This window comes from Myxococcus sp. AB036A, assembly GCF_006547355.1.
GTDB lineage: Bacteria > Myxococcota > Myxococcia > Myxococcales > Myxococcaceae > Myxococcus > Myxococcus virescens.
In genome coordinates this window covers 23113-42134 of the sequence record NZ_VHLC01000047.1, presented here as the reverse complement: position 1 = coordinate 42134, position 19022 = coordinate 23113, and the positions used below count along the sequence as shown (strand labels likewise).

Here is a 19022-nt window from a genome sequence, read left to right as displayed (position 1 = left end):
TTCAGCGCCCCGTGACGATGAGATCTCCGTTCCTGTCAGTCCCTGAATCGCAGTGGGTCGCGGCCAACGCGCTCGCTTTCGCCATCCGGGATGGCTTCCCGGTGAGCCCGGGACACACGCTGGTGATTCCCCGGCGGCAGGTCGCGACCTGGTTCGATGCCACGACCGAGGAACAGCGCGCCATCTTCGAGCTGGTGGACGAGGTGAAACGCGGGCTGGATGGCGAGCTGCATCCAGACGGGTACAACATCGGCATCAACGTGGGCGCGGCGGCCGGCCAGACGGTGCTCCACCTGCATGTGCACGTCATCCCTCGCTTCCAGGGCGACATGGGCGACCCTCGCGGCGGAGTCCGGCACGTCATTCCAGGCAAGGGCAACTACCTCGCCGGGCGAAACAAGCCCCTGGCCACGGGAGGCCTCGACGACCCGTTCCTGCACCACCTGGAGCCGCTGTTCGCGGATGCGGTGGAGATTTCGGTCCTGGCGGCCTTCGTGCAAGACAGCGGACTGGAGCTGCTGCGCGAGTCCGTGGAAGCCGCGCTCACCCGGGGTGCGACGGTGCGCATCCTCACGGGTGACTATCTGGCCATCACCCAGGCGGATGCACTTCGACGGCTGCTCGACTGGATGGAAGAGGACGCCGCGCTCCAGGCGGAGCCAGGCCGTGGCCGTTTTGAAGCGCGCGTCGTGGAGGTGGAGAAGCTCCAACTCACGTCATTCCACCCGAAGTCCTGGCGCTTCCTTGGCACCGGGCTCGCTGTGGCCTACGTCGGCTCGAGCAACATCTCGCGCGCCGCCTTGAAGACGGGCGTCGAATGGAACCTGCGCGTCGAGCGGGACCGGGACCCGCAGGCCTGGAACGAGGTGGTGGACGCATTCGAGGGCTGGTGGAGCCGGGCCTCCCTCTTGGACGCGAACTGGGTCGAGCAATACGCTCGCCGCGCACCGGCGGCCCGACTGCGTCTTCCGGCAGGTGAGGCGGAGCCAGACGCCCCCTTGCCCCGTCGCGAGCCACACAGCCTCCAGCGTCAGGCGCTCGGTGCGCTCGCGCGTGGCCGGCGCGAGGGACGGCAACGCGCGCTGGTCGTCCTCGCGACGGGCCTGGGGAAGACCCTGCTCGCGGCGCTCGACGTGGAACAGTTCAGCCAGGAGCGGGGGCGGGCGAGCCGCGTGCTGTTCCTCGCGCACCGGGAAGAGCTCCTCGTTCAGGCCGCGGAGACGTTCCGTCGCCAGCAGCCCCACCTCCGCTTCGGCTGGTACGTGGGTCAACGCGCGCAGCTCGCGGGTGACGTGGTCTTCGCCTCGGTGCAGAAGCTCTCGCGGCCAGAAGACCTTCAGGCGCTCCGCCTCGCGGCCGCGTTCGACTACGTCATCGTGGACGAGGTCCACCACGCCACGGCGGCGAGCTACCGGTCCATCCTCGCCTGCGTGGAGCCGGCGTTCATGCTCGGGCTCACGGCGACGCCGGAGCGCGCTGACGAGGGCGATGTGCTCGGCCTCTTCGATGACCACCTCGCCTGGCGCTCGGACCTTGGAGAAGGCATCCAGGAGGGACTGCTCGCACCGTTCGAGTACTTCGGACTCAAGGACACGGTGCCCTACGAGAACATCCCCTGGAAGAGCCGCCGCTTCGACGTGGCGCTGTTGACCCAGGCGGTTGAGACCGAAGCACGCATGCAGACACTGTGGCGTGCGTGGCAGAAGCATCCCGCCAGCCGCACGCTCGTGTTCTGCTGCTCCATCTCCCATGCCCACTTCGTCCAGCAATGGCTGGGAGGCCAGGGGATTCGCGCCGTGGCCGTCCACGCCGGGGCTGGCTCGGCGGACCGTGCCCAGTCGCTGCGCCAGCTCGCGAATGGCACGCTGGATGCCATCTGCGCTGTGGACCTGTTCAACGAAGGTGTCGACGTCCCGAGCATCGACCGCGTGGTGATGCTCCGCCCCACGGAGTCCCCCGTGGTGTTCCTCCAGCAGTTCGGGCGAGGACTGCGAAAGGCCGAGGGAAAAGAGCGGGTCATCCTCATCGACTTCGTCGGGAATCACCGGCTGTTTCTCGACCGGCTCCGAACCCTGCTGGCCGTGGGCAAGCCTCCGGCCTCCCTGCGTGACTTTCTCACCTCGGACCGGCAACCCGCGCTGCCTGCTGGCTGCACCGTGGAAGTGGAGCTCGAAGCCAAGGAGATGCTCCGGCACTTCCTCTCCGGAGGGGGGCAGGAGGTCGAGCGTGTCTACCGCGAGCTGCGCGATGCCCGGGGACTGCGGCCCACCATCGGAGAGCTCTACCGTCGTGGGTACTCACCCGCGACGCTGCGCAAGGCGCACCCGGGGTGGTTCGATTTCGTGAGGTCGGAGGGCGACCTGACGGACGACGAGGCTCGGAGCCTCGACAAAGGCCGCGACTGGTTCAAGGAGCTCGAGCTCACGAATATGAGCCAGTGCTTCAAGATGGTCGTAGTGGAAGCGCTGCTCGAAGCCGATGCCCTGGAACAGGGGCTGCCGCTACCCGAGCTTGCCCGGCGATGCCTGGCCATTCTCCAACGCTCCCCCGAGTTGCTCCGGGACCTCGAAGCGGTCAAGGCCCTGGGCGACCCACGGCTCCCGAATCCCGCCCGGTTCCTCACGTACTGGAAGTCGAACCCCGTTGAGGCATGGACGAAGGGCGGGAGGTGGTTCCGCGTCGAGGAAGAGCGGTTCATCCCTCGCCTTCCCATGGCCCCATCGGCCCAGAAGTCCTTCGAGGCCATGACTCGCGAGTTGGTGGACTACCGGCTCGCACAGTATCGGCGCCGCCAACAGGCGCAGGTGCAGGACTCCGCCTTTGATGCCAGGGTCATCTCGAATAGCCGGGGCCCCATCCTCAAGCTCCCGGAGCGGAGTGCTCGCTCGGACCTGCCTCTGGGAACGACCGCGGTCCGGCTCGACGATGGAGCGCGCTGGCATTTCGACTTCGTGAAGATTGCCGTCAACGTCGCGCGACCCGATGGCGCGAAACAGAATCAACTGCCGGACCTGTTGCGCCAATGGTTTGGCCCCACCGCCGGAATGCCAGGCACGGCCTTTCGCGTCCGGTTCACGCTCGGCCCTGACGGGTGGAGCGCGGCCCCGGCTCAGGCCGAGCCGAGCCCCCTCGCGCCCTGGGGGACACTGGTCGCATTTCCCAGCCTGCGCGCGGCCGCGGGCGCCGTGGAGCACCCCATCTCAATCGACCAGGCTCCGGAAGCGGCGAGGGTCCGCCTTCCAAGCCGAGCGCACGGCGAAGGGCTGTTCGCGGTGCGCGCGTCTGGTGATTCCATGGACGGAGGCCCGCACCCCATCCGCGATGGTGACTGGCTGGTGATGCGCGACGCGAAAGCCGTGGGGGCGGGGCCCCTGGATGGGAAGGTGGCCCTCGTCCAGGTCCCCGACCCAATCACAGGCTTCCGCTATCAGGTGAAGCGGCTCGTCCGGCAAGACGGGCACTGGCTGCTCCGCTCCGACAATCCCCTGCGTGAGTCCTTCCAGGCGGGTGAAGCGACATCTCCCATCGCCCTGGTCGTCGAGGTCATTCCACCCGAACGGCTGGCACCTCCCCTGGGCACGACGCTCACGGAGGAGCAGCTCAGCTCCCACTTTGGATTGAGCGCGGCGCCCAGAACGGGGCGCCATGAAGGCCACCTGTTCCTGTTCATCAAGGACGCGCAAGCCTTCACCTCTCCCGGCCGCCTGGGGCTGCGCGTCCCAGACCACCACCCCAGTGAAACAGCCTTCGTGTTCACACAAGAGACCGCGTCCGGTGGCTGGACCTACCAGGGAGCCGCTGTCTGGCGAGACGATGAAGACCGGTGGGCCTTGGAGCGCCCCAGGTCCGGGTGAGCCTCCGTCCAAGCGCGAACAAGAGGTCTCGCGGCTGCCCAGCAGCCCGGGAAGAGCAGCGCGTAGAGGCTCCAGAGCTCCGACAGGCGATTCTCCATGGGCGTGCCCGTCAGCGCGACGCGCGGGCCCGCGTGTTGGGCGCCCCCCCCTGGAGCAGGGACGCACGGCGCCTGAAACGACAAAGGCCTCTGGACTTTGAGTCCAGAGGCCTTCATCTCCGCTAAGTGCCCAGGGGCGGAATCGAACCACCGACACGGGGATTTTCAATCCCCTGCTCTACCGACTGAGCTACCTGGGCGTAAGAGGCACCGCGCGGAACGGCGCCTTCATAGCGAGCCCTTCCCTCCTCCGTCAACAGCATTCTCCGCCACCCGGGCAGGCAGGCGTCAGGCCGCCAGGGACATCGCCTCCCCGTCCCAGGACGTGAGACCGGCCGTCAGCCTGTGGCGCAGCTTCACCCGCAGACCCTGTTCGATCTGCCGGATACGCACCGCCGTCACCCCGAACCGGCGCGCCAGCAGCTCCGCGCTCACCCCGTCCTCCGCCAGCATCCGCTCCTCCACCAGCGCGCGCTCCCGGGCATCCAGCTCCGGCCAGGCCGCGTCCACGCTCGCCCGGAGCCGCCGCGCCCACTTCGCCCGGTCCACCTGGTCCTCCTGCGAGTCGGCATCCGCCATCAGCCCCTCCAGCCGCGTGGCCTCCGAGTCCGGAGACACCGGCGCGTCCAGCGACACGTCCCGCGACAGCGCCTCCATGGCGAGGGCCACCTCGTCCTCCCGCTTCCCCAAGGCCTCGGCGAGGCGCTTCTCCACCTCCGGGTGGCCCTCCCCCCACCGGGCCTCCAGCCGCGACCGCTCCCTCCGGAGCTGGAACACCACCCACGGCGCCCGGCCGCCCGCCATGCTCCAGTTGCGGCCCACGTAGGCGCGGATGCGCGCACGGATCCACTGGCTGGCATAGGCCGCGAACGGCACCCCGCGTTCCTCGAAACGTCCCGCGGCTTCCATCAACCCAACGTTGCCTTCCGCCACCAGCTCTTCCATCGACAGGCCGGTCCACCGGTACTTCCACGCCAACCGTCGCACCAACTTCAGGTGCTCACGGACGCGCGCTTCAGCGACCTCAGCCGGAACCACGAGCTCAGGGGATTCAAAGGACACGTTCAGGTTGATGGCTTCCATGGACCTCCTCCGGTTGGGCGCGCCCACACGGCGGCGCGACGCAGAGGAAATTAAGGGCCGGGGCTCTATAAGAAAATTAGGTAGTTTAACGGCAACACTTCGACTATCTCTATGGGTATGAGCTGGCTCAACTACCATCACCTCCTGTACTTCTGGACGGTTGCGAGGGCGGGCAGCATCGCCAAGGCAGGCGAGGAGCTGCACCTGGCGCAGCCCACCATCAGCAGCCAGCTCAAGCTCCTGGAGGAGTCGCTGGGCCACAAGCTGTTCGAGCGCCAGGGCCGCAAGCTGGTGCTCACTGACGTGGGCCGCACGGTGATGCGCTATGCGGACGAAATCTTCCGCCTGGGGAACGAGCTGAAGAACGTCGTCTCCGGCCTGCCGCCCGGGCAGCAACTGCGGCTCAACGTCGGCGTGCTCGACGTCATCCCCAAGCTGGTGGCCGAACAGCTCCTCAAGCCCGCGCTCGAAGCAGGCCCGTCGCTGCGCATCATCTGCCGCGAAGGGCCCTTGCCGCAGCTGCTCGCCTCGCTGGCCCTGCATGAGCTGGACGTGGTGCTCGCGGATGCGCCCAGCTCGGAGCCGGTGAGCGTGCGCTCGTTCAATCACTTGCTCGGCAAGTGCGGCGTGTCCTTCTTCGCGGCGGGGAAGCTGGTCGAACTCAGGGAGAACTTCCCTCAGTCGCTGGATGGCGCGCCCGTGCTGCTGCCGTCAGTCGAGTCCTCCGCGCGCCGCTCGATGGACCTGTGGTTCGAGCGCAAGGGCCTGCGCCCCGTCATCGCGGGTGACTTCGATGACAGCGCCCTGCTCCAGGCCTTCGGCCAGCGCGGGCACGGGGTCTTCGCCATGCCCAGCGCCATCGAGGCCGAGGTGGAGCGTCAGTTCAACTGCTCCGTCATCGGGCGCACCGACGAAATCGAGACCTGCTTCTACGCCATCACTGTCGAGCGGAAGATTCGCCACCCGGCTGTCGTCACCATCGCCGAGGCGGCGCGCTCGCACATCTTCGGCGAGTGAGCCCAAGGCGCCGCGCTCAGTCCAGAGATGGCGCGCGGTACACCTCCGCGCCCGCGACCACGGTGGCGAGGACCTGCGCCTTCACCAACGCGGAGGCGGGCCCCTCCAGCGGATCTTCCGACAGTGCCACGAAGTCGGCGTCCATCCCCGGAGCCAGCCGGCCGCGCCGGGCGTCGTCGAAGGACGCCCAGGCGGGCCCGGTGGTGAAGCCCTCCAGCGCCTCGCGCGCCGTCAGCCGCTCTTCCGGCATCCAGCCGGCCTCGGGCCAGCCGGCCGCGTCCTGCCGCGTGCGCGCCGCGTACAACCCCGCGAGCACATCCGGATTCTCGATGGGGAAGTCACTGCCCAGCGCCAGGTGCGCTCCCGCGTCGCGCAGGCTGCGCCAGGCATAGGCGCCCTTGAGCCGCTCGCGGCCCAGCCGGGACTCGGCCCACGGCATGTCGCTGGTCGCATGGGTGGGCTGCACGCTCGCTACCAGCCCGGCGGCTCCCAGGCGGACGATGTCTTCGCGCCGGAGAATCTGCGCGTGCTCCACACGGTGCCGAAGCGACTGCGTGCCCGTCACCTCGGCGCCGCGCAGCAGCACGTCCAGCACCAAGGTATTGGCACGGTCTCCAATGGCGTGGATGCACACCTGGAAGCCCCGGGACATGAAGGCCTGGGCGCGAGAGGCGAGCTCCTCGGGTGGCAGCAACAACAAGCCCTGTTGCCCCGGCTCGTCGCAGTAGTCGTCGTGCAGCGCCGCGCCCCGACTCCCCAGCGCACCGTCGGCCAGGAACTTCACCGAGCGCATCGCCAGCATCCGCCCCTGCCACGGCCCCTGCTCGAGGTACGCGTGTCGCGCGTCCCCCTGGCCCGCCGCCATCGCATAGACGCGCAGAGGCAACGTGCCCGCGGCGTCCCATGACTGGAGCACGCGAAAGGCATCCCACTCCATGCCCGCGTCGTGCACGCCAGTCAGCCCCACCTGCGCGCAACGGGTCAGCGCTGCCCGCAGCCGAGTCTCCAGTTGCGCCCTGGAAGGCGGTGGAATCGCGGCGGCGACCACGTCCATGGCGTTGTCCACCAGCACGCCCGTGGGCTCGCCGTGCGCGTCCTTGAGGATGCGGCCTCCCTCCGGGTCCGGCGTGTCGCGGGTGATTCCAGCGCGCCGCAGGGCCTCGCCATTCACCCAGGCCGCGTGGTGGTCCACCCGGGTGAGGAACACGGGCGTCGACGGGAAGCGCGCGTCCAGCTCCTTGCGGCCCGGGAAGGCGCCACCAGGCCACTCGTTCTGGTCCCACCCTCTTCCCAGCAACCAGTCTCCCTGGAAGCTGGAGGCGGGCGCCTCGGTCAGTCGGCGGATGGCCTCATCCACCGAGCCCGCCTTCTCCAGCCGAACCGTCGTCAGGCTCCGGCCCAGTCCGTGGATGTGCGCGTGCGCGTCCACGAGGCCCGGCACCACGGTGGCGGCGCCCAGGTCCACCCGGCGCGCAGTCGGGCCCGCGGCGGCCTCCGCTTCTTGGCGAGTCCCCACGGCCAGCAGCCGCCCATCCCGCACCGCCAGCGCTTGGGCACGTGGCCGCGCCGCATCCAACGTCCAGACCCGCTCCGCCAGGTAGACTGTCGCCTGCACCGTGACTCCTTCCGCGTGCCGCTTCGGACGCGAACTGTGCGGGAGTCAGGATGCGCTGTCACTGTCACACGTGTGGCGACGAATACGGTCCGGGCGCGGACTACTCCGCCTGCGTCTCCTGCGTCTCCGGTGTGCCCGCGTCGGTCTCCGGCAGGGGCGTCGCGGGGCCCGCGGGGGTATCCGGCACAGTCTGAACGGGCTCGCGAATCTGGTCCGGGCCCATCAGGGGCTGACGGTCCTCCGTTCCTTCGGGCTGCGTGGTCTTGCAAGCGGGCGCAGCAACTGCCACGCCCAGGGCAATGAGAACGGCACGGCGCATGTAGCCTCCTTGTCGAGTTGCGGACGGCCCCGAGGGAGCGTGCCCTCCATCGACAATCTGTCGACGACAGCGGACGTCCACCAGCGGATGCCCGGGCACACCTTCAGGCGCCCGCCCTCGGTCCCGGAGGGCGGCCCGGCAACCACGCGGCGCGGATGATGCCGCTTCCCATGCGCACCGTTGCGCTGTAGCGCTCACCCGGGAGGCCGAGGCCATGCTGGACGTCGTGGACATTGGCAAGCGTTCGCTTGCCACCTATCGCGGGATTGCTCCCGACGAAATCCTCGACGAACTGCACTGGCTCTCCGAGGACTTGCGCGGTGCCCGGTGCATGCACCTGAGCGCCACGCCCTACGGCGGCGGCGTCTCCGAAATCCTCCGCTCCCTGGTCCCGCTCTACAACGACCTGGGCATCGTCACGGACTGGAAGCTCATCCACGGCGACGACACCTTCTTCCAGGTCACCAAGCGCATCCACAACGGCCTGCAAGGCGCTCCCGGCGAACTCACAGAGCGCGAGAAGGCCACCTACCTGGCCAACGCCCAGCTCAATGCCCACCGGCTGGTCACGGATTCGGAGAACTACGACTTCGTCTTCGTCCACGACCCGCAGCCCGCCGTGCTCGCGGCGCTGAGTCCTCATCTCGATGCGCGCTGGATATGGCGCTGCCACATCGACACCTCGCACCCCAACCCGGCCTTCTGGGACTTCCTGTCGCCCTACCTGCACGCCTACGACGCCGCCATCTTCACGATGCGGGAGTTCATTCCACCGCAACTCCCCATCTCCGACGTCCGCATCTACCCGCCCGCCATCGACCCGCTCAGTCCCAAGAACCACCCTTTGCCAGAGGCCCTCTCCCGCGACGTGTTGGAGTGGATTGGCATCCGCACCCACCGGCCGCTCGTCACCCAGGTCAGCCGCTTCGACCGCTGGAAGGACCCGCTCGGCGTCGTCCGCGCCTACCAGCGCGTGCGTCCCCACGTCCCCGACCTCCAGCTCGCGCTCGCGGGCTCACTCGCCCTGGACGACCCGGAGGGCTGGGATGTCTACGAGGAGCTTCGCGCCGCCACCGCGGGCGACAGCCTCATCCACATCCTCACCAACCTGGTGGGCGTGGGGAACATCGAGGTCAACGCGCTTCAGGCCGTCTCCGACGTCGTCGTCCAGAAGTCCCTGCGCGAGGGCTTCGGGCTCGTCGTCGCGGAGACGCTGTGGAAGAGCACGCCCGTCGTCGGTGGCCGCGTGGGCGGCATTCCCATGCAACTGCCAGAGGGCACTGGCGGCGCCCTCGTGGACACCGTGGAGGAATGCGCCGAGGCCATGCTCCACCTGCTGCGCCGCCCCGACGAGGCCCACCTGTTGGGCGCGCGTGGACATGAGCACGTGCGCCAGCACTTCCTCATGCCCCGGCTGCTCAGGGACCACGTGCGACTGCTCAAGCACCTGGCGGCCGTGCGCCCCCTGCCACCGCGCGGCATCGTCCCCGTTTCCTTCAACCCCGCCAGCCTCCAGGGGGTGTGAGATGCACCAACGGGCACGCTGGCGACTCGCGGCCCCCGCACTCCTGTGCGTCCTCATGGCGGGGCTGCTCGCGTCCGCGGCCGATGCCCCCACGAGGTACGGCCAGCCCACCGTGGCTCGCTGCGACCTGGAGGGCGTGGTCGACGCCGGCACCGGCGGCTACCTGTCCGACTGCGTGGCACGCGCCACGGCCGCGGGACATGACGCGTTGCTCGTGCGGTTGGACACCCCCGGTGGCTCGCTGGAGGCCACGCGCCACATCGTCCGGGCCTTCCTCGCGTCACCTGTCCCGGTGCTCGTCTGGGTCGGCCCCTCCGGCGCACACGCGGGCAGCGCGGGCGTCTTCATCGCGCTGGCATCCAACGTCGCGGCCATGGCGCCGGGCACCAACATCGGGGCCGCGCACCCGGTGGTGGGCCCCTCCGGCCAGTCCCCGGAAGCCGTGGGCGGGGAGCAAATGGCTCGCAAGGTGGAGAACGACGCCGTCGCGTTCGCGGAGAGCATCGCCCAGCAGCGGGGCCGCAATGTGCAGTGGGCCGCCTCCGCCGTGCGTGACAGCGTCAGCGTGTCCGCGGACGACGCACGGGCACTGCGCGTGGTGGAATACGTGACGCCCACCGAGGCGGACTTCCTCGCGCAGGCGGACGGACGGCAGGTGACGGTGGCGGGTGGCGAATCCGTGCGGCTCTCCACCCGGGATGCGCACATCGTCACGCTGGAGCCCACGCTGTCCCAGCGCACCGTGCACGCGCTCGCCAATCCCGCCATCGTCTACCTGCTGTTCCTGGTGGCCGGGCTGGGGCTGGTGGTGGAACTGTCACATCCAGGCGCCATCGCCCCGGGGCTCATCGGCGTGGTGGCGCTGGTCCTGGCGTTGGTGGCGTCCTCCGCGCTGCCGGTTCGCGCGGGCGCGGTGCTGCTGATGATGGCGGGCGTGGCCCTCATCGTCGCGGAGCTGTTCGTCACCAGTGGGCTGCTCGGCGCCTTGGGCGTGGTGCTGCTGGGGCTGGGCGGACTGTTCCTCGTGGACCGCTTCAACCCGGAGTGGTTCGTGGACCGCTCCTTCCACGTGTCGTGGACGTGGCTGGTGCCCACCACCGTGGCGTTGGGAGGTGCGGTGGCCTACGTCGTCTACCGGAGCGCGCAGACGCGGCGGCTCCCCCAGCAAGGTGGCGACCTGGGGCTCGTGGGCGAGCGAGGCACCGCCCTGGCCCCGGTGACACCGGAGAGCGGCGAGGTGTTCGTTCATGGAGAGCGCTGGCGCGCCACGTCCACCGCGCCCATCCGCTCCGGCGCACACGTCGTGGTGCGGGGCATGGAAGGACTCACCCTCTTCGTCGACGAGGTACCGACCTGATGCAACTGACCGGACTGTTCGGAGTGCTCATCCCCGTCACCATCCTGTTCCTGCTCTTCCTGTCGGGGGTGCGCATCGTCAACGAGTACCAGAACGGCGTGGTGTTCCGGCTCGGGCGCTTCGTGGGCCTCAAACGCGCGGGCTTCCGCTGGCTCATCCCCTTCGTCGAGCGCATGGTCATCATCGACCTGCGCATCGTGGCCCGGGACGTGCCTCCACAGGACGTCATCACCCGGGACAACGTCAGCGTGAAGGTCAACGCCGTCGTCTACTTCCGCGTCATCCACGCCGACAAGGCCGTGCTCCAGGTGGAGGACTACCTTTATGCCACCAGCCAGCTCGCCCAGACGACGCTGCGCTCCATCCTGGGCCAGGTGGAGCTGGACCAGCTCCTCTCCGAGCGGGAGCGCATCAACCACGAGATTCAGCAGGTGCTCGATGCACGCACCGACCCGTGGGGCGTCAAGGTGTCCAACGTGGAGGTGAAGCACATCGACCTGCCCGCGGAGATGCAGCGGGCCATCGCGCGGCAGGCCGAGGCCGAGCGCGAGCGCCGCGCGAAAATCATCGCCGCCGAGGGCGAACACCAGGCCGCCGAGAAGCTCTCCATGGCCGCCAAGGTCCTCGGCCGCTACCCGGCCACCCTCCAGCTCCGCTACCTCCAGACGCTGGTGGAAATCACCACCGGTGGCAATCACACCATCCTGCCCATCCCGCTCGACCTGCTGCGCACGCTCAGCGGCGTGAAGGCCCATATGGAGCGGGCCGACGATGGACATGAAGACCGGCGGTACACCGAGGATGAGGAAGAGGGCCCTCCCGCGGGCGGCCTGTCCTGACAGCCGCTAGTCGAAGAGTTCCTGCCGCTCCAGCTTGATGGCCCGCCGGCTCAGCCGCAGCGACGCCAGCACGAGCAGCGCCGTCGCGCCCAGCAGCAACACGCCCACCGAGAAGGACACCACCGGCAGGGCCTCGGGCACCTGCGTCTGCCGCTTCGTCAGGTACAGCAGCGACGTCATCACGAAGGCCAGCAGCGCCGTGTAGGTGAAGGCAATCGCCCGGGCGAGGATGGCGTGCCGCCGGTCCAGGATGGCGACCTCCTGGCGCAGCACCGCGCGCCGGGCGTGCCCCTCCGGCAACAGACGCCACTCGCGCACCATCTCCCGGATGCGCGACGTCATGCGCGCAATCTGGTTGTCCAACCCCGTCGCCACGATGCCACACGCCGACACCATCACCGCGGGCGTCACCGCCGTGCCAATGAGCCGGATGGAAGAGAGGTCCACGACTTCCGCGACGCCATTCATGCCCTCCTCTGTTCCATCCCACCCCGACCGGCGCAACAACTCCGCGCCCTTCGCCCGCCACCAGGTCATGACAGCAGGCAAGCGCCGGGTGTCAGGATTCGGCAGCAGAACTGTCGAGATACTGCTGAGCTGAGGCTCCTCGCGCTCTGGCCACTGCTGCTGCCAATTCATCAGTGGCAACTTGACACCATAAATGTCGAGTCGTACTGTCTGAACCGTGAGCACGCCGAAGACACAGAGCGAATGGAAGCTGACGGAGCTGGCCGAGGCGGTGGGCGTCTCGCCGCGGACGGTGCGCTACTACGTCCAACGCGGCCTGCTTCCCGCGCCCCCCTTCCGGGGCCCCGACACCGTGTACGGGGAAGAGCACCTGGTGCGGCTCAAGGCCATCCGCGTCCTGCAGGCGCGGTTCCTTCCCCTGGATGCCATCCAGGCGGAGTTGCAGCGGTTGAGCCTCGATGAGCTGCGCCAGCTCGCCGACTCGGACGCGACACCCACGCCCCCGGTGCACGCGCAGCCGCTACCGGGACCGGCCCCGATGGCGCCACCGCACGCGCCTCGAAGACTGGCCACGGGCCTGAATCGTTACGAGCGCTGGGAGCTGCTCCCGGGGCTGGAGCTGCACGTCTCGGAAGCAGCGGACACGAAGACCCGGGCGCTCGCGGAACGCGTTCGCGCCCTCATCGCGGAGTTCCAGGAAAGGGAGAAGCCATGACCATCGAAAAGGCAGGGCTGTACACGCGCAACGGCACGCAGGTCCCCCTGCAAGGTGTCGAAGTCACGGGCGAGCTCCTCGGCGGCCACGCGCGCGTCCGCGTTCGCCAGCGCTACCGCAACGAGGAGTACCAGCCAGTCGAGGCCATCTACACCTTCCCCCTTCCCTCGGATGCCACGCTGTCCGCCTTCTCCATGACGTGCGCCGGGCGACGCATCGAAGGCGTGGTGCGAGAGCGTGAAGAGGCCTTCCGCACCTACGACGACGCCGTCACGGCCGGCCATGGCGCCGCGCTGCTCGACGAGGAGCGCCGCAACGTCTTCACCGCCCAGGTAGGCAACCTGCTGCCCTATGAGGAGACCGTGGTGGAGGTGGAGTTCCTCCAGGCCGTCACCGCCGAGGAAGGCAGCGTGCGCTGGATGCTCCCCACGCTGGTGGCGCCTCGCTACATCCCCGGCGCGACCACGGGCGACCGCACCGGCCACGGCAGTGAAGAGCCCACGGCCCAGGTGCCGGACGCGGACCGCATCACCCCGCCCGTGGGCAACGTGCACTACGGCCTGCGCATGGACCTGCTCGTGGACCTGGGCCGCGAGGTGGCGGTGGAGAGCCCGTCCCACGCCATCACCACCACCCGGGAGGAAGGCACCCGCGTGCGCGTCGGATTCTCGCGCGGCGAGGTGTCCCTGGACCGCGACCTGGTGCTGAGCCTGCGCAGCCCGGACAGCAGCGCGGTGTTCACGCCGCTCGTCACGCACCGCAAGGGCGAGGGAGGTCCGGGCACCTTCGCGCTCACCGTGGTGCCGGACCTGCTGGCCATGGCCTCCGCGCCGCCCAAGCAGGAGGTGGTGTTCGTCGTGGACGTCTCCGGCTCCATGGCCGGTGAGAGCCTGCCCCAGGCCCAGGCCGCGCTCCGGCTGTGCCTGCGCCACCTGCGCGAGGGCGACCGGTTCAACGTCATCGCGTTCGAGAATCGCTTCCAGTCGTTCCAGCCCGAGCCCGTGCCCTTCACGCAGCGCACGCTCGAAGAGGCGGACCGCTGGGTGGCCGCGCTGAACGCGGATGGCGGCACGGAGCTGCTCGCGCCCATGCGCGCCGCGGTGCAGGCGGCGCCCGACGGCGTCATCGTCCTGCTCACGGACGGACAGGTGGGGAACGAGGCGGAGATTCTGCGCGCCGTGCTCGAGGCGCGGAAGACGGCGCGGGTGTACTCGTTCGGCATCGGCACCAACGTCAGCGACGTGCTGCTGCGGGACATGGCGAAGCAGACGGGCGGCGACGTGGAGTTCATCCACCCGGGCGAGCGCATCGACGACAAGGTGGTGGCGCAGTTCTCCCGTGCGCTGGCGCCGCGTGTCACCGACCTGGAGGTCCGCTTCGACGGCGTGGACTGTGTGGAGCTGGCGCCCGCCGAGCTACCGCCCCTGGTGGATGGCGTGCCTTGGACGCTGCTGGGCCGCTATGCCTCGCCCGGGACGGGCACGGTGACGTTGCGGGGGCGCTCGGGACAGGAGCCCTTCTCGCTCACCGTCCGCGTGGACCTGCCCGCCGTGTCGGACCGGCCGGCGGTGGAGAAGTTGTGGGCCGCCGAGCGAATCCGGGGCTGGGAGGCCGCCCAGCTCATCGGACGCCGCGCGGAGTCCATGAAACAGCGCATCGTCGAACTGGCCGTCGCGCACCAGATTGTCACCCGGTACACCTCGTTCGTGGTGGTGGAGGAGCGCAAGGGCGACCGGCGGAACTCGGGACAGGCGAAGACGCGCGTCATCCCCGTGGACGCCCCCGCGGGGTGGGCCATGTTCGGCGCGCAGAAGGAGGAGGAGGCCGCGCTCGGTGGCGCCGTCCCCCGTCGCGGACGGATGGCCACGCGTGGCGCCATGCCGCCCCCGTCGGCCGCCGCACCCGCCCCTGGGGCTCGTCCGCTGATTCAAGTGCGGCGCATCACCCCGCCCGGGCGCGCGCCCGCACAGAGCGCGCCCTCCATGGATGCCGATGGCGGCACCACGGACTGGATGATCATGAGGAGCGAGCGGCGTGAGCAGGGCAAGGCCGACGCCATGAAGAAGAAGCGCCAAAAGGGAGGAATCCTCTCCAACTTCTTCGGCGGCGGTCAGTCTCCAGATTCGCTGAAGGAGGCGGAGCTCGAGGAATCCGACGCGTACCGCGACGAGGCTCCGGCCGCCGAGGGCGGTGTCGACACGGGCGCGGAGAGCCTGCTGTCCCAGCAGCTCGCCAACGGGCTCTGGGAAGGCACCGGTGAGGGTTCCGAGCCCGTGCGACAGGCGCGTGCCACGGCGCTGGCCCTGCTGTCGCTGCTGCGCGAGGGCATCACCAGCAGCCATCCGCTGCATGGTGCGCAGGTGAAGAAGGCGGTGGAGGCCCTGCTGTCCCTGGCCGCCAGCCTGAGCGGCGATGCACAGGTGGCGGAGCTGGCGCTGGGCGTGGCGTGGCTGGCCGCGGCGGGACCGCGCACCCGGGGCCGCATCGAGCAGGCCGCGAAGCCGCTCGCCGGGCTCAACGGCCGGCTGGGCAACGAGGTGGCCCTGCGCGAGCACGTCGACACGCTGGCCGCGCGCTGACGCACCGCGAAAAGGCGGCGGCATGGCTGATACATGCCGCCGCCGCGCTTCGCATACAGTGACGGGCGCCATGACGCTCGCCACGCTCATCCTGCTTGCCACGCTCTCCGCTCAGCCTCCGGAGGCTCCGCCCTCTTCCGAGGCAACGGCACCGGAGACAGTCACCGCGCCGCCCCTGGTGTCCACGCCCGATGCCTGTGCAGCCAGCTCCGAGGCGGATTACTCGGCGGGCTTCGATGCGCTCGTGAGCGGCAACGACGCGAAGGCGCTGGAGCTATTCGAGCGCGTGCTCGCGGCCTGTCCACAGCACCCCTATGCCACCGAGCTGGCCCGGCTCTCCCGGACACGGCTCGCGCCCGGGGGGCGGCTGGCCACCGCCGCCGCGAGCGAGGCGGGGCGAGAGCCTCACTCCAGCGCCGCGCGCGCCTCGCTCGTCGTGGTGCAGACGCTGCACGGGGTCGCACAAGGCGTCCTCCTGTGCGCCATCGGAGATTGCAGCGGGCAGGGTTACGCCGCGGTGTCACTGCTGGGCGCCGGAGCGGGCGCCGCCAGCTCGCTGCTGCTCACCCGGGGCGGTGTGACGGACGGACAAGCCGCCGTCATCAACTCCGGCACCGTGTGGGGTTTCTGGTTCGGTGTCGCGACACTGCTCGCCTTCGACCTAGATGGTGACAATGCCTTGGGCGCCGCCATCCTCGGCGGGGCGGGATTCACCGGCGTGGGCGTCCTGCTGGCGCACCTGGTGAATCCCACCTCGGGACAGGTGTCACTGGCCAACTCGGGTGGCCTCTGGGCGGGCGCGGTGACGGCGCTGTTCCTGGCGACTTCGGACAACTACGACACGAAGGGTTTCTTCGCCGCCGAGCTGGGCGCCACGGCCGCGGGCATCCTGTCGATGGCCATCCTGTCGAAGTACGTGACGGTGTCCCGAGGCCGAATGCTCATCATCGACGCGGGCGGCATCCTCGGCGGGCTGGTGGGCGCGAGCGCCGTCTACCTCACCGCGGGCAATGACGCGGGAGACGCCATCCTCGTGGGCAGCGGCTTGGGCGTGCTGGGCGGCCTGGCCCTCACCACGTACCTCACCCGGGACTTCGACGCGCCGGACGCGCCTCAGGTGACGCTGGCACCGCTCACCACGCCGCGCGGGGGCACGGGCCTGTCGATGGTGGGCCGGTTCTAGCCTCGGTCAGCGGCGGCGCAGGCCGTAGATGGACATGAGGATCTGCTCGAAGGTGCGCGAGGGCAACACGGTCTTCGCCACCACCGCCACGCGCTGCGCCAGTTGGGCCACCGGGTAGCGCACGTGAGGCGCTCCGCGCTCCATCACCTCCAGCACCTTCTTCGCCACGTCCTCGGCGGCGAGGCCGCCGCGTTCGCCGGACTCGATGGCCTTCAGCACGGCCTCGAAGCGCTCCCGATATGCGGAGCCCGCGCCCGCCTTCGCGACACACACGCGGTTCTGGGTGAGCTGCGTCTGCACGTCTCCGGGCAGCACCAGCGTCGCCTCGATGCCGAACTCGGCCACCTCCTGGCGCAGCGCCTCGGTGAAGCCCTCCAGGGCGAACTTGCTGGCGCTGTAGAGCGACTGGAAGGGCAACCCCACCTGCCCGCCCAGGGAGCTGACCTGGATGATGCGGCCGGCGCGCCGCTCGCGCATGGAAGGCAGCACCGCCTTGCACACGCGCAGCGCGCCCAGGAAGTTGACGTCCAGCTGCGCGCGCGCTTCCTCGATGGAGGTGTCCTCGGCGGCGCCCGCGAGCGCATGACCCGCGTTGTTCACCACCACGTCGATGCGGCCCTCACGCGACAGGACCGTCTCCACGGCTCGCTGCACGGAGTCGTCCTGGGTGACGTCCAGCTCCAGCATCCGGTAGCCCGGCGGCGCGGCCTCCACGGGACGGCGGCTGGTGCCGTAGACGGTGTGGCCACGCGCGCTCAGCAGCTCCGCGCACGCCTTGCCGATGCCGGACGACGCACCGGTGATGAGAACGACACTTCCCTGTGAACCGGGCATCCAGGCTCCGTGCAACAGTCTTCCTGAAGCACAAACCACGGGGGCCCGGGACCCGGCAAGAGCCTCTCCCCCCCGCGTCACGGGGGTGCCCGGCGACTCAGACCGTCTTGCTGCGCGCCGGGGCGGCGACACCCGGCTGCGCATCCTCGCCGGAGATGACGACCTGGTGGCGCTGCACCTCACGCACCATGAAGAAGGCGGCGGCGGACAACACGCCCAGGTCATCCAGCCAGCCGAGCACCGGGATGACGTCCGGCAGCGCGTCCACGGGCGACAGGAAGTAGACCACCGCCATCACGCCGGCGAGCTTCCGCCAGAGCGCTACGTGCGGGTCGCGCACGTACCGGAAAAAACGGCTCCCCATTCCACGAAGGCCTGCGATGTTCATGCCTACCTCTACGCACGAGGGGCCCGGGTGATTGCGGCCTCGGCCCACACCCAGCGTACGCCGTCCGGCCGCCCGGGGGACAGCCAGGCTCAGTCCGGAGTGTCCTCCAGCACCATCGCGCGACCCACCACCTCCAGCCTCGCCCGGTCACCCGCGCGCAGCGGCAGGTCTGGCGCGCCGCGCACGGTGAGCTCCAGGCCGTTGCACGCCACGGTGAACTCGGCGGAGGGGCCCTGGAACTCGCGCGCCAGCACCTCCGCTCGCAGCGCGCCGCCCAGTGCGACGCCATCCGTGTCCGGCACCAGTCGCATCGCCTCTGGCCGCAGCGACAGCAGCACGTTGCCCTTCGCTGGCGCGCCCGTCACCGGAAGGATGCCGAGCAGCGTCCGGGCGCCATTGCCGAAGCCCACGCCCGGCAGCAGGTTGGTGCCGCCCAGGAAGTACGCCACGAAGGCCGTGCGCGGCGTGGCGTAGACGGCCTCCGGCGTGCCCACCTGCTCCACCTGGCCCGCCCGCATCACCGCCAGGCGGTCCGCGAAGGCCATGGCCTCCTGCTGGTCATGCGTGACGAGCATCACCGTGGCCCCGAGCGACTTCAGCACCCGCCGCACCTCCATTCGCGTGGAGGCCCGCAGCGCGCTGTCCAGGCTGGAGAAGGGCTCATCCAGCAGCAGCACCCGCGGCCCGGGAGCCAGCGCGCGGGCCAGCGCCACGCGCTGCTGCTGCCCACCCGAGAGCGCGTGCGGCATGCGTGACTCGAAGCCCTCCAGGCCGAAGAGCTTCAGCATGTTGCTCGCGCGGGCGCGGGCTTCCTGGCGCGGCATCGCGGTGAGGCCGAAGGCCACGTTCTCCACCACGGACAGGTGCGGGAAGAGCGCGTAGTCCTGGAACACCATGCCCACGCTGCGCTGCTCGGGCGGCACGAAGGCGCCAGGGCTGGCCAGGGTGCGGCCTTCCAACGTGACGGTGCCGCTGTTGGGGCGCTCGAAGCCCGCTACCAGCCGCAGCGTCGTCGTCTTGCCACACCCCGACGGGCCCAGCAGCGCCAACACTTCACCGGGCTCCACCGCCAGGGACAGGCGGTCCACCGCGGCGGTACCGCTGGAGGAATAACGAAGGGTGACGTCGTCGAGCGAAAGCAGGGGCAT

At 69.8% G+C, this 19022-nt stretch carries 16 protein-coding genes and 1 tRNA gene; 8 read left to right on the top strand and 9 right to left on the bottom strand.

Annotated elements, in window-relative coordinates; translation table 11 throughout:
- Positions 1–17: 17 nt before the first annotated feature.
- Positions 18–3854 (top strand): DEAD/DEAH box helicase family protein, encoded by a 3837-nt coding sequence (locus FL344_RS20065; RefSeq protein ID WP_228565206.1) that lies wholly within the window; start codon positions 18–20, stop codon positions 3852–3854.
- On the opposite strand, the gene FL344_RS40055 is transcribed toward FL344_RS20065, so the two are convergent.
- The 3 genes from FL344_RS40055 to FL344_RS20055 all read right to left on the bottom strand — a co-directional run bounded on the left by FL344_RS40055 (position 3785) and on the right by FL344_RS20055 (position 5035).
- The gene (locus FL344_RS40055) at positions 3785–4069 is read right to left on the bottom strand and encodes an SNF2-related protein (protein WP_368667443.1); all 285 of its coding nucleotides are present in this window, start codon (positions 4067–4069) and stop codon (positions 3785–3787) included. The two genes, FL344_RS20065 and FL344_RS40055, sit on opposite strands and share 70 nt — an antisense overlap.
- A gap of 10 nt (positions 4070–4079) precedes the next feature.
- A tRNA-Phe gene (locus FL344_RS20060) sits at positions 4080–4152 on the bottom strand.
- Between the two features lie 88 nt (positions 4153–4240).
- Positions 4241–5035: a sigma-70 family RNA polymerase sigma factor gene (locus FL344_RS20055; protein ID WP_026113872.1), complete on the bottom strand. Its 795-nt coding sequence runs from the start codon at positions 5033–5035 to the stop codon at positions 4241–4243.
- 117 nt (positions 5036–5152) lie between these two features.
- Here FL344_RS20055 and nhaR point away from each other — a divergent pair, with 117 nt between their 5' ends.
- A complete protein-coding gene (gene nhaR / locus FL344_RS20050) occupies positions 5153–6052 on the top strand; it encodes a transcriptional activator NhaR (RefSeq protein WP_026113871.1) in 900 nt (299 codons plus the stop codon).
- Positions 6053–6068: 16 nt separating this feature from the next.
- Here nhaR and FL344_RS20045 read toward each other — a convergent pair whose 3' ends face one another.
- Both FL344_RS20045 and FL344_RS20040 read right to left on the bottom strand, forming a co-directional pair.
- A complete protein-coding gene (locus FL344_RS20045) occupies positions 6069–7667 on the bottom strand; it encodes an amidohydrolase (protein ID WP_141619662.1) in 1599 nt (532 codons plus the stop codon).
- A gap of 100 nt (positions 7668–7767) precedes the next feature.
- On the bottom strand, positions 7768–7986 hold the full coding sequence (locus FL344_RS20040) for a hypothetical protein (RefSeq protein ID WP_141619661.1): 219 nt from the start codon (positions 7984–7986) through the stop codon (positions 7768–7770).
- A gap of 214 nt (positions 7987–8200) precedes the next feature.
- Between FL344_RS20040 and FL344_RS20035 the strand changes: the two genes are divergently transcribed.
- From FL344_RS20035 to FL344_RS20025, 3 genes are read left to right on the top strand one after another with little or no spacing between them, the layout of a single operon-like run.
- Positions 8201–9511, top strand: coding sequence for a glycosyltransferase (locus FL344_RS20035; protein WP_141619660.1), 1311 nt, complete (start codon positions 8201–8203; stop codon positions 9509–9511).
- A gap of 1 nt (position 9512) precedes the next feature.
- The gene (locus tag FL344_RS20030) at positions 9513–10868 is read left to right on the top strand and encodes a nodulation protein NfeD (protein ID WP_141619659.1); all 1356 of its coding nucleotides are present in this window, start codon (positions 9513–9515) and stop codon (positions 10866–10868) included.
- Positions 10868–11707 (top strand): slipin family protein, encoded by an 840-nt coding sequence (locus tag FL344_RS20025; protein ID WP_141619658.1) that lies wholly within the window; start codon positions 10868–10870, stop codon positions 11705–11707. The genes FL344_RS20030 and FL344_RS20025 overlap by 1 nt, the downstream gene beginning before the upstream one ends.
- Positions 11708–11713: 6 nt before the next feature.
- Here FL344_RS20025 and FL344_RS20020 read toward each other — a convergent pair whose 3' ends face one another.
- A complete protein-coding gene (locus FL344_RS20020) occupies positions 11714–12175 on the bottom strand; it encodes a DUF2721 domain-containing protein (protein WP_141592444.1) in 462 nt (153 codons plus the stop codon).
- 217 nt (positions 12176–12392) lie between these two features.
- Here FL344_RS20020 and FL344_RS20015 point away from each other — a divergent pair, with 217 nt between their 5' ends.
- The 3 genes from FL344_RS20015 to FL344_RS20005 are packed head-to-tail and all read left to right on the top strand — an operon-like array spanning position 12393 to position 16652.
- Entirely contained in the window at positions 12393–12890 is a 498-nt protein-coding gene (locus tag FL344_RS20015; protein ID WP_141619657.1) for a MerR family transcriptional regulator, read from the top strand.
- Positions 12887–15469 (top strand): VIT domain-containing protein, encoded by a 2583-nt coding sequence (locus FL344_RS20010; protein WP_141619656.1) that lies wholly within the window; start codon positions 12887–12889, stop codon positions 15467–15469. The genes FL344_RS20015 and FL344_RS20010 overlap by 4 nt, the downstream gene beginning before the upstream one ends.
- Before the next feature lie 22 nt (positions 15470–15491).
- Complete coding sequence (locus tag FL344_RS20005) at positions 15492–16652, top strand: hypothetical protein (RefSeq protein ID WP_141619655.1); 1161 nt, start codon at positions 15492–15494, stop codon at positions 16650–16652.
- A 6-nt stretch (positions 16653–16658) separates the two neighbouring features.
- On the opposite strand, the gene FL344_RS20000 is transcribed toward FL344_RS20005, so the two are convergent.
- The 3 genes from FL344_RS20000 to FL344_RS19990 form a co-directional block, all read right to left on the bottom strand.
- Positions 16659–17486, bottom strand: coding sequence for an SDR family oxidoreductase (locus FL344_RS20000; protein WP_141619654.1), 828 nt, complete (start codon positions 17484–17486; stop codon positions 16659–16661).
- 97 nt (positions 17487–17583) lie between these two features.
- The gene (locus FL344_RS19995) at positions 17584–17850 is read right to left on the bottom strand and encodes a YkvA family protein (RefSeq protein ID WP_194858531.1); all 267 of its coding nucleotides are present in this window, start codon (positions 17848–17850) and stop codon (positions 17584–17586) included.
- A gap of 113 nt (positions 17851–17963) precedes the next feature.
- Positions 17964–19022, bottom strand: a complete 1059-nt coding sequence (locus FL344_RS19990; RefSeq protein ID WP_141592450.1) for an ABC transporter ATP-binding protein — start codon at positions 19020–19022, stop codon at positions 17964–17966.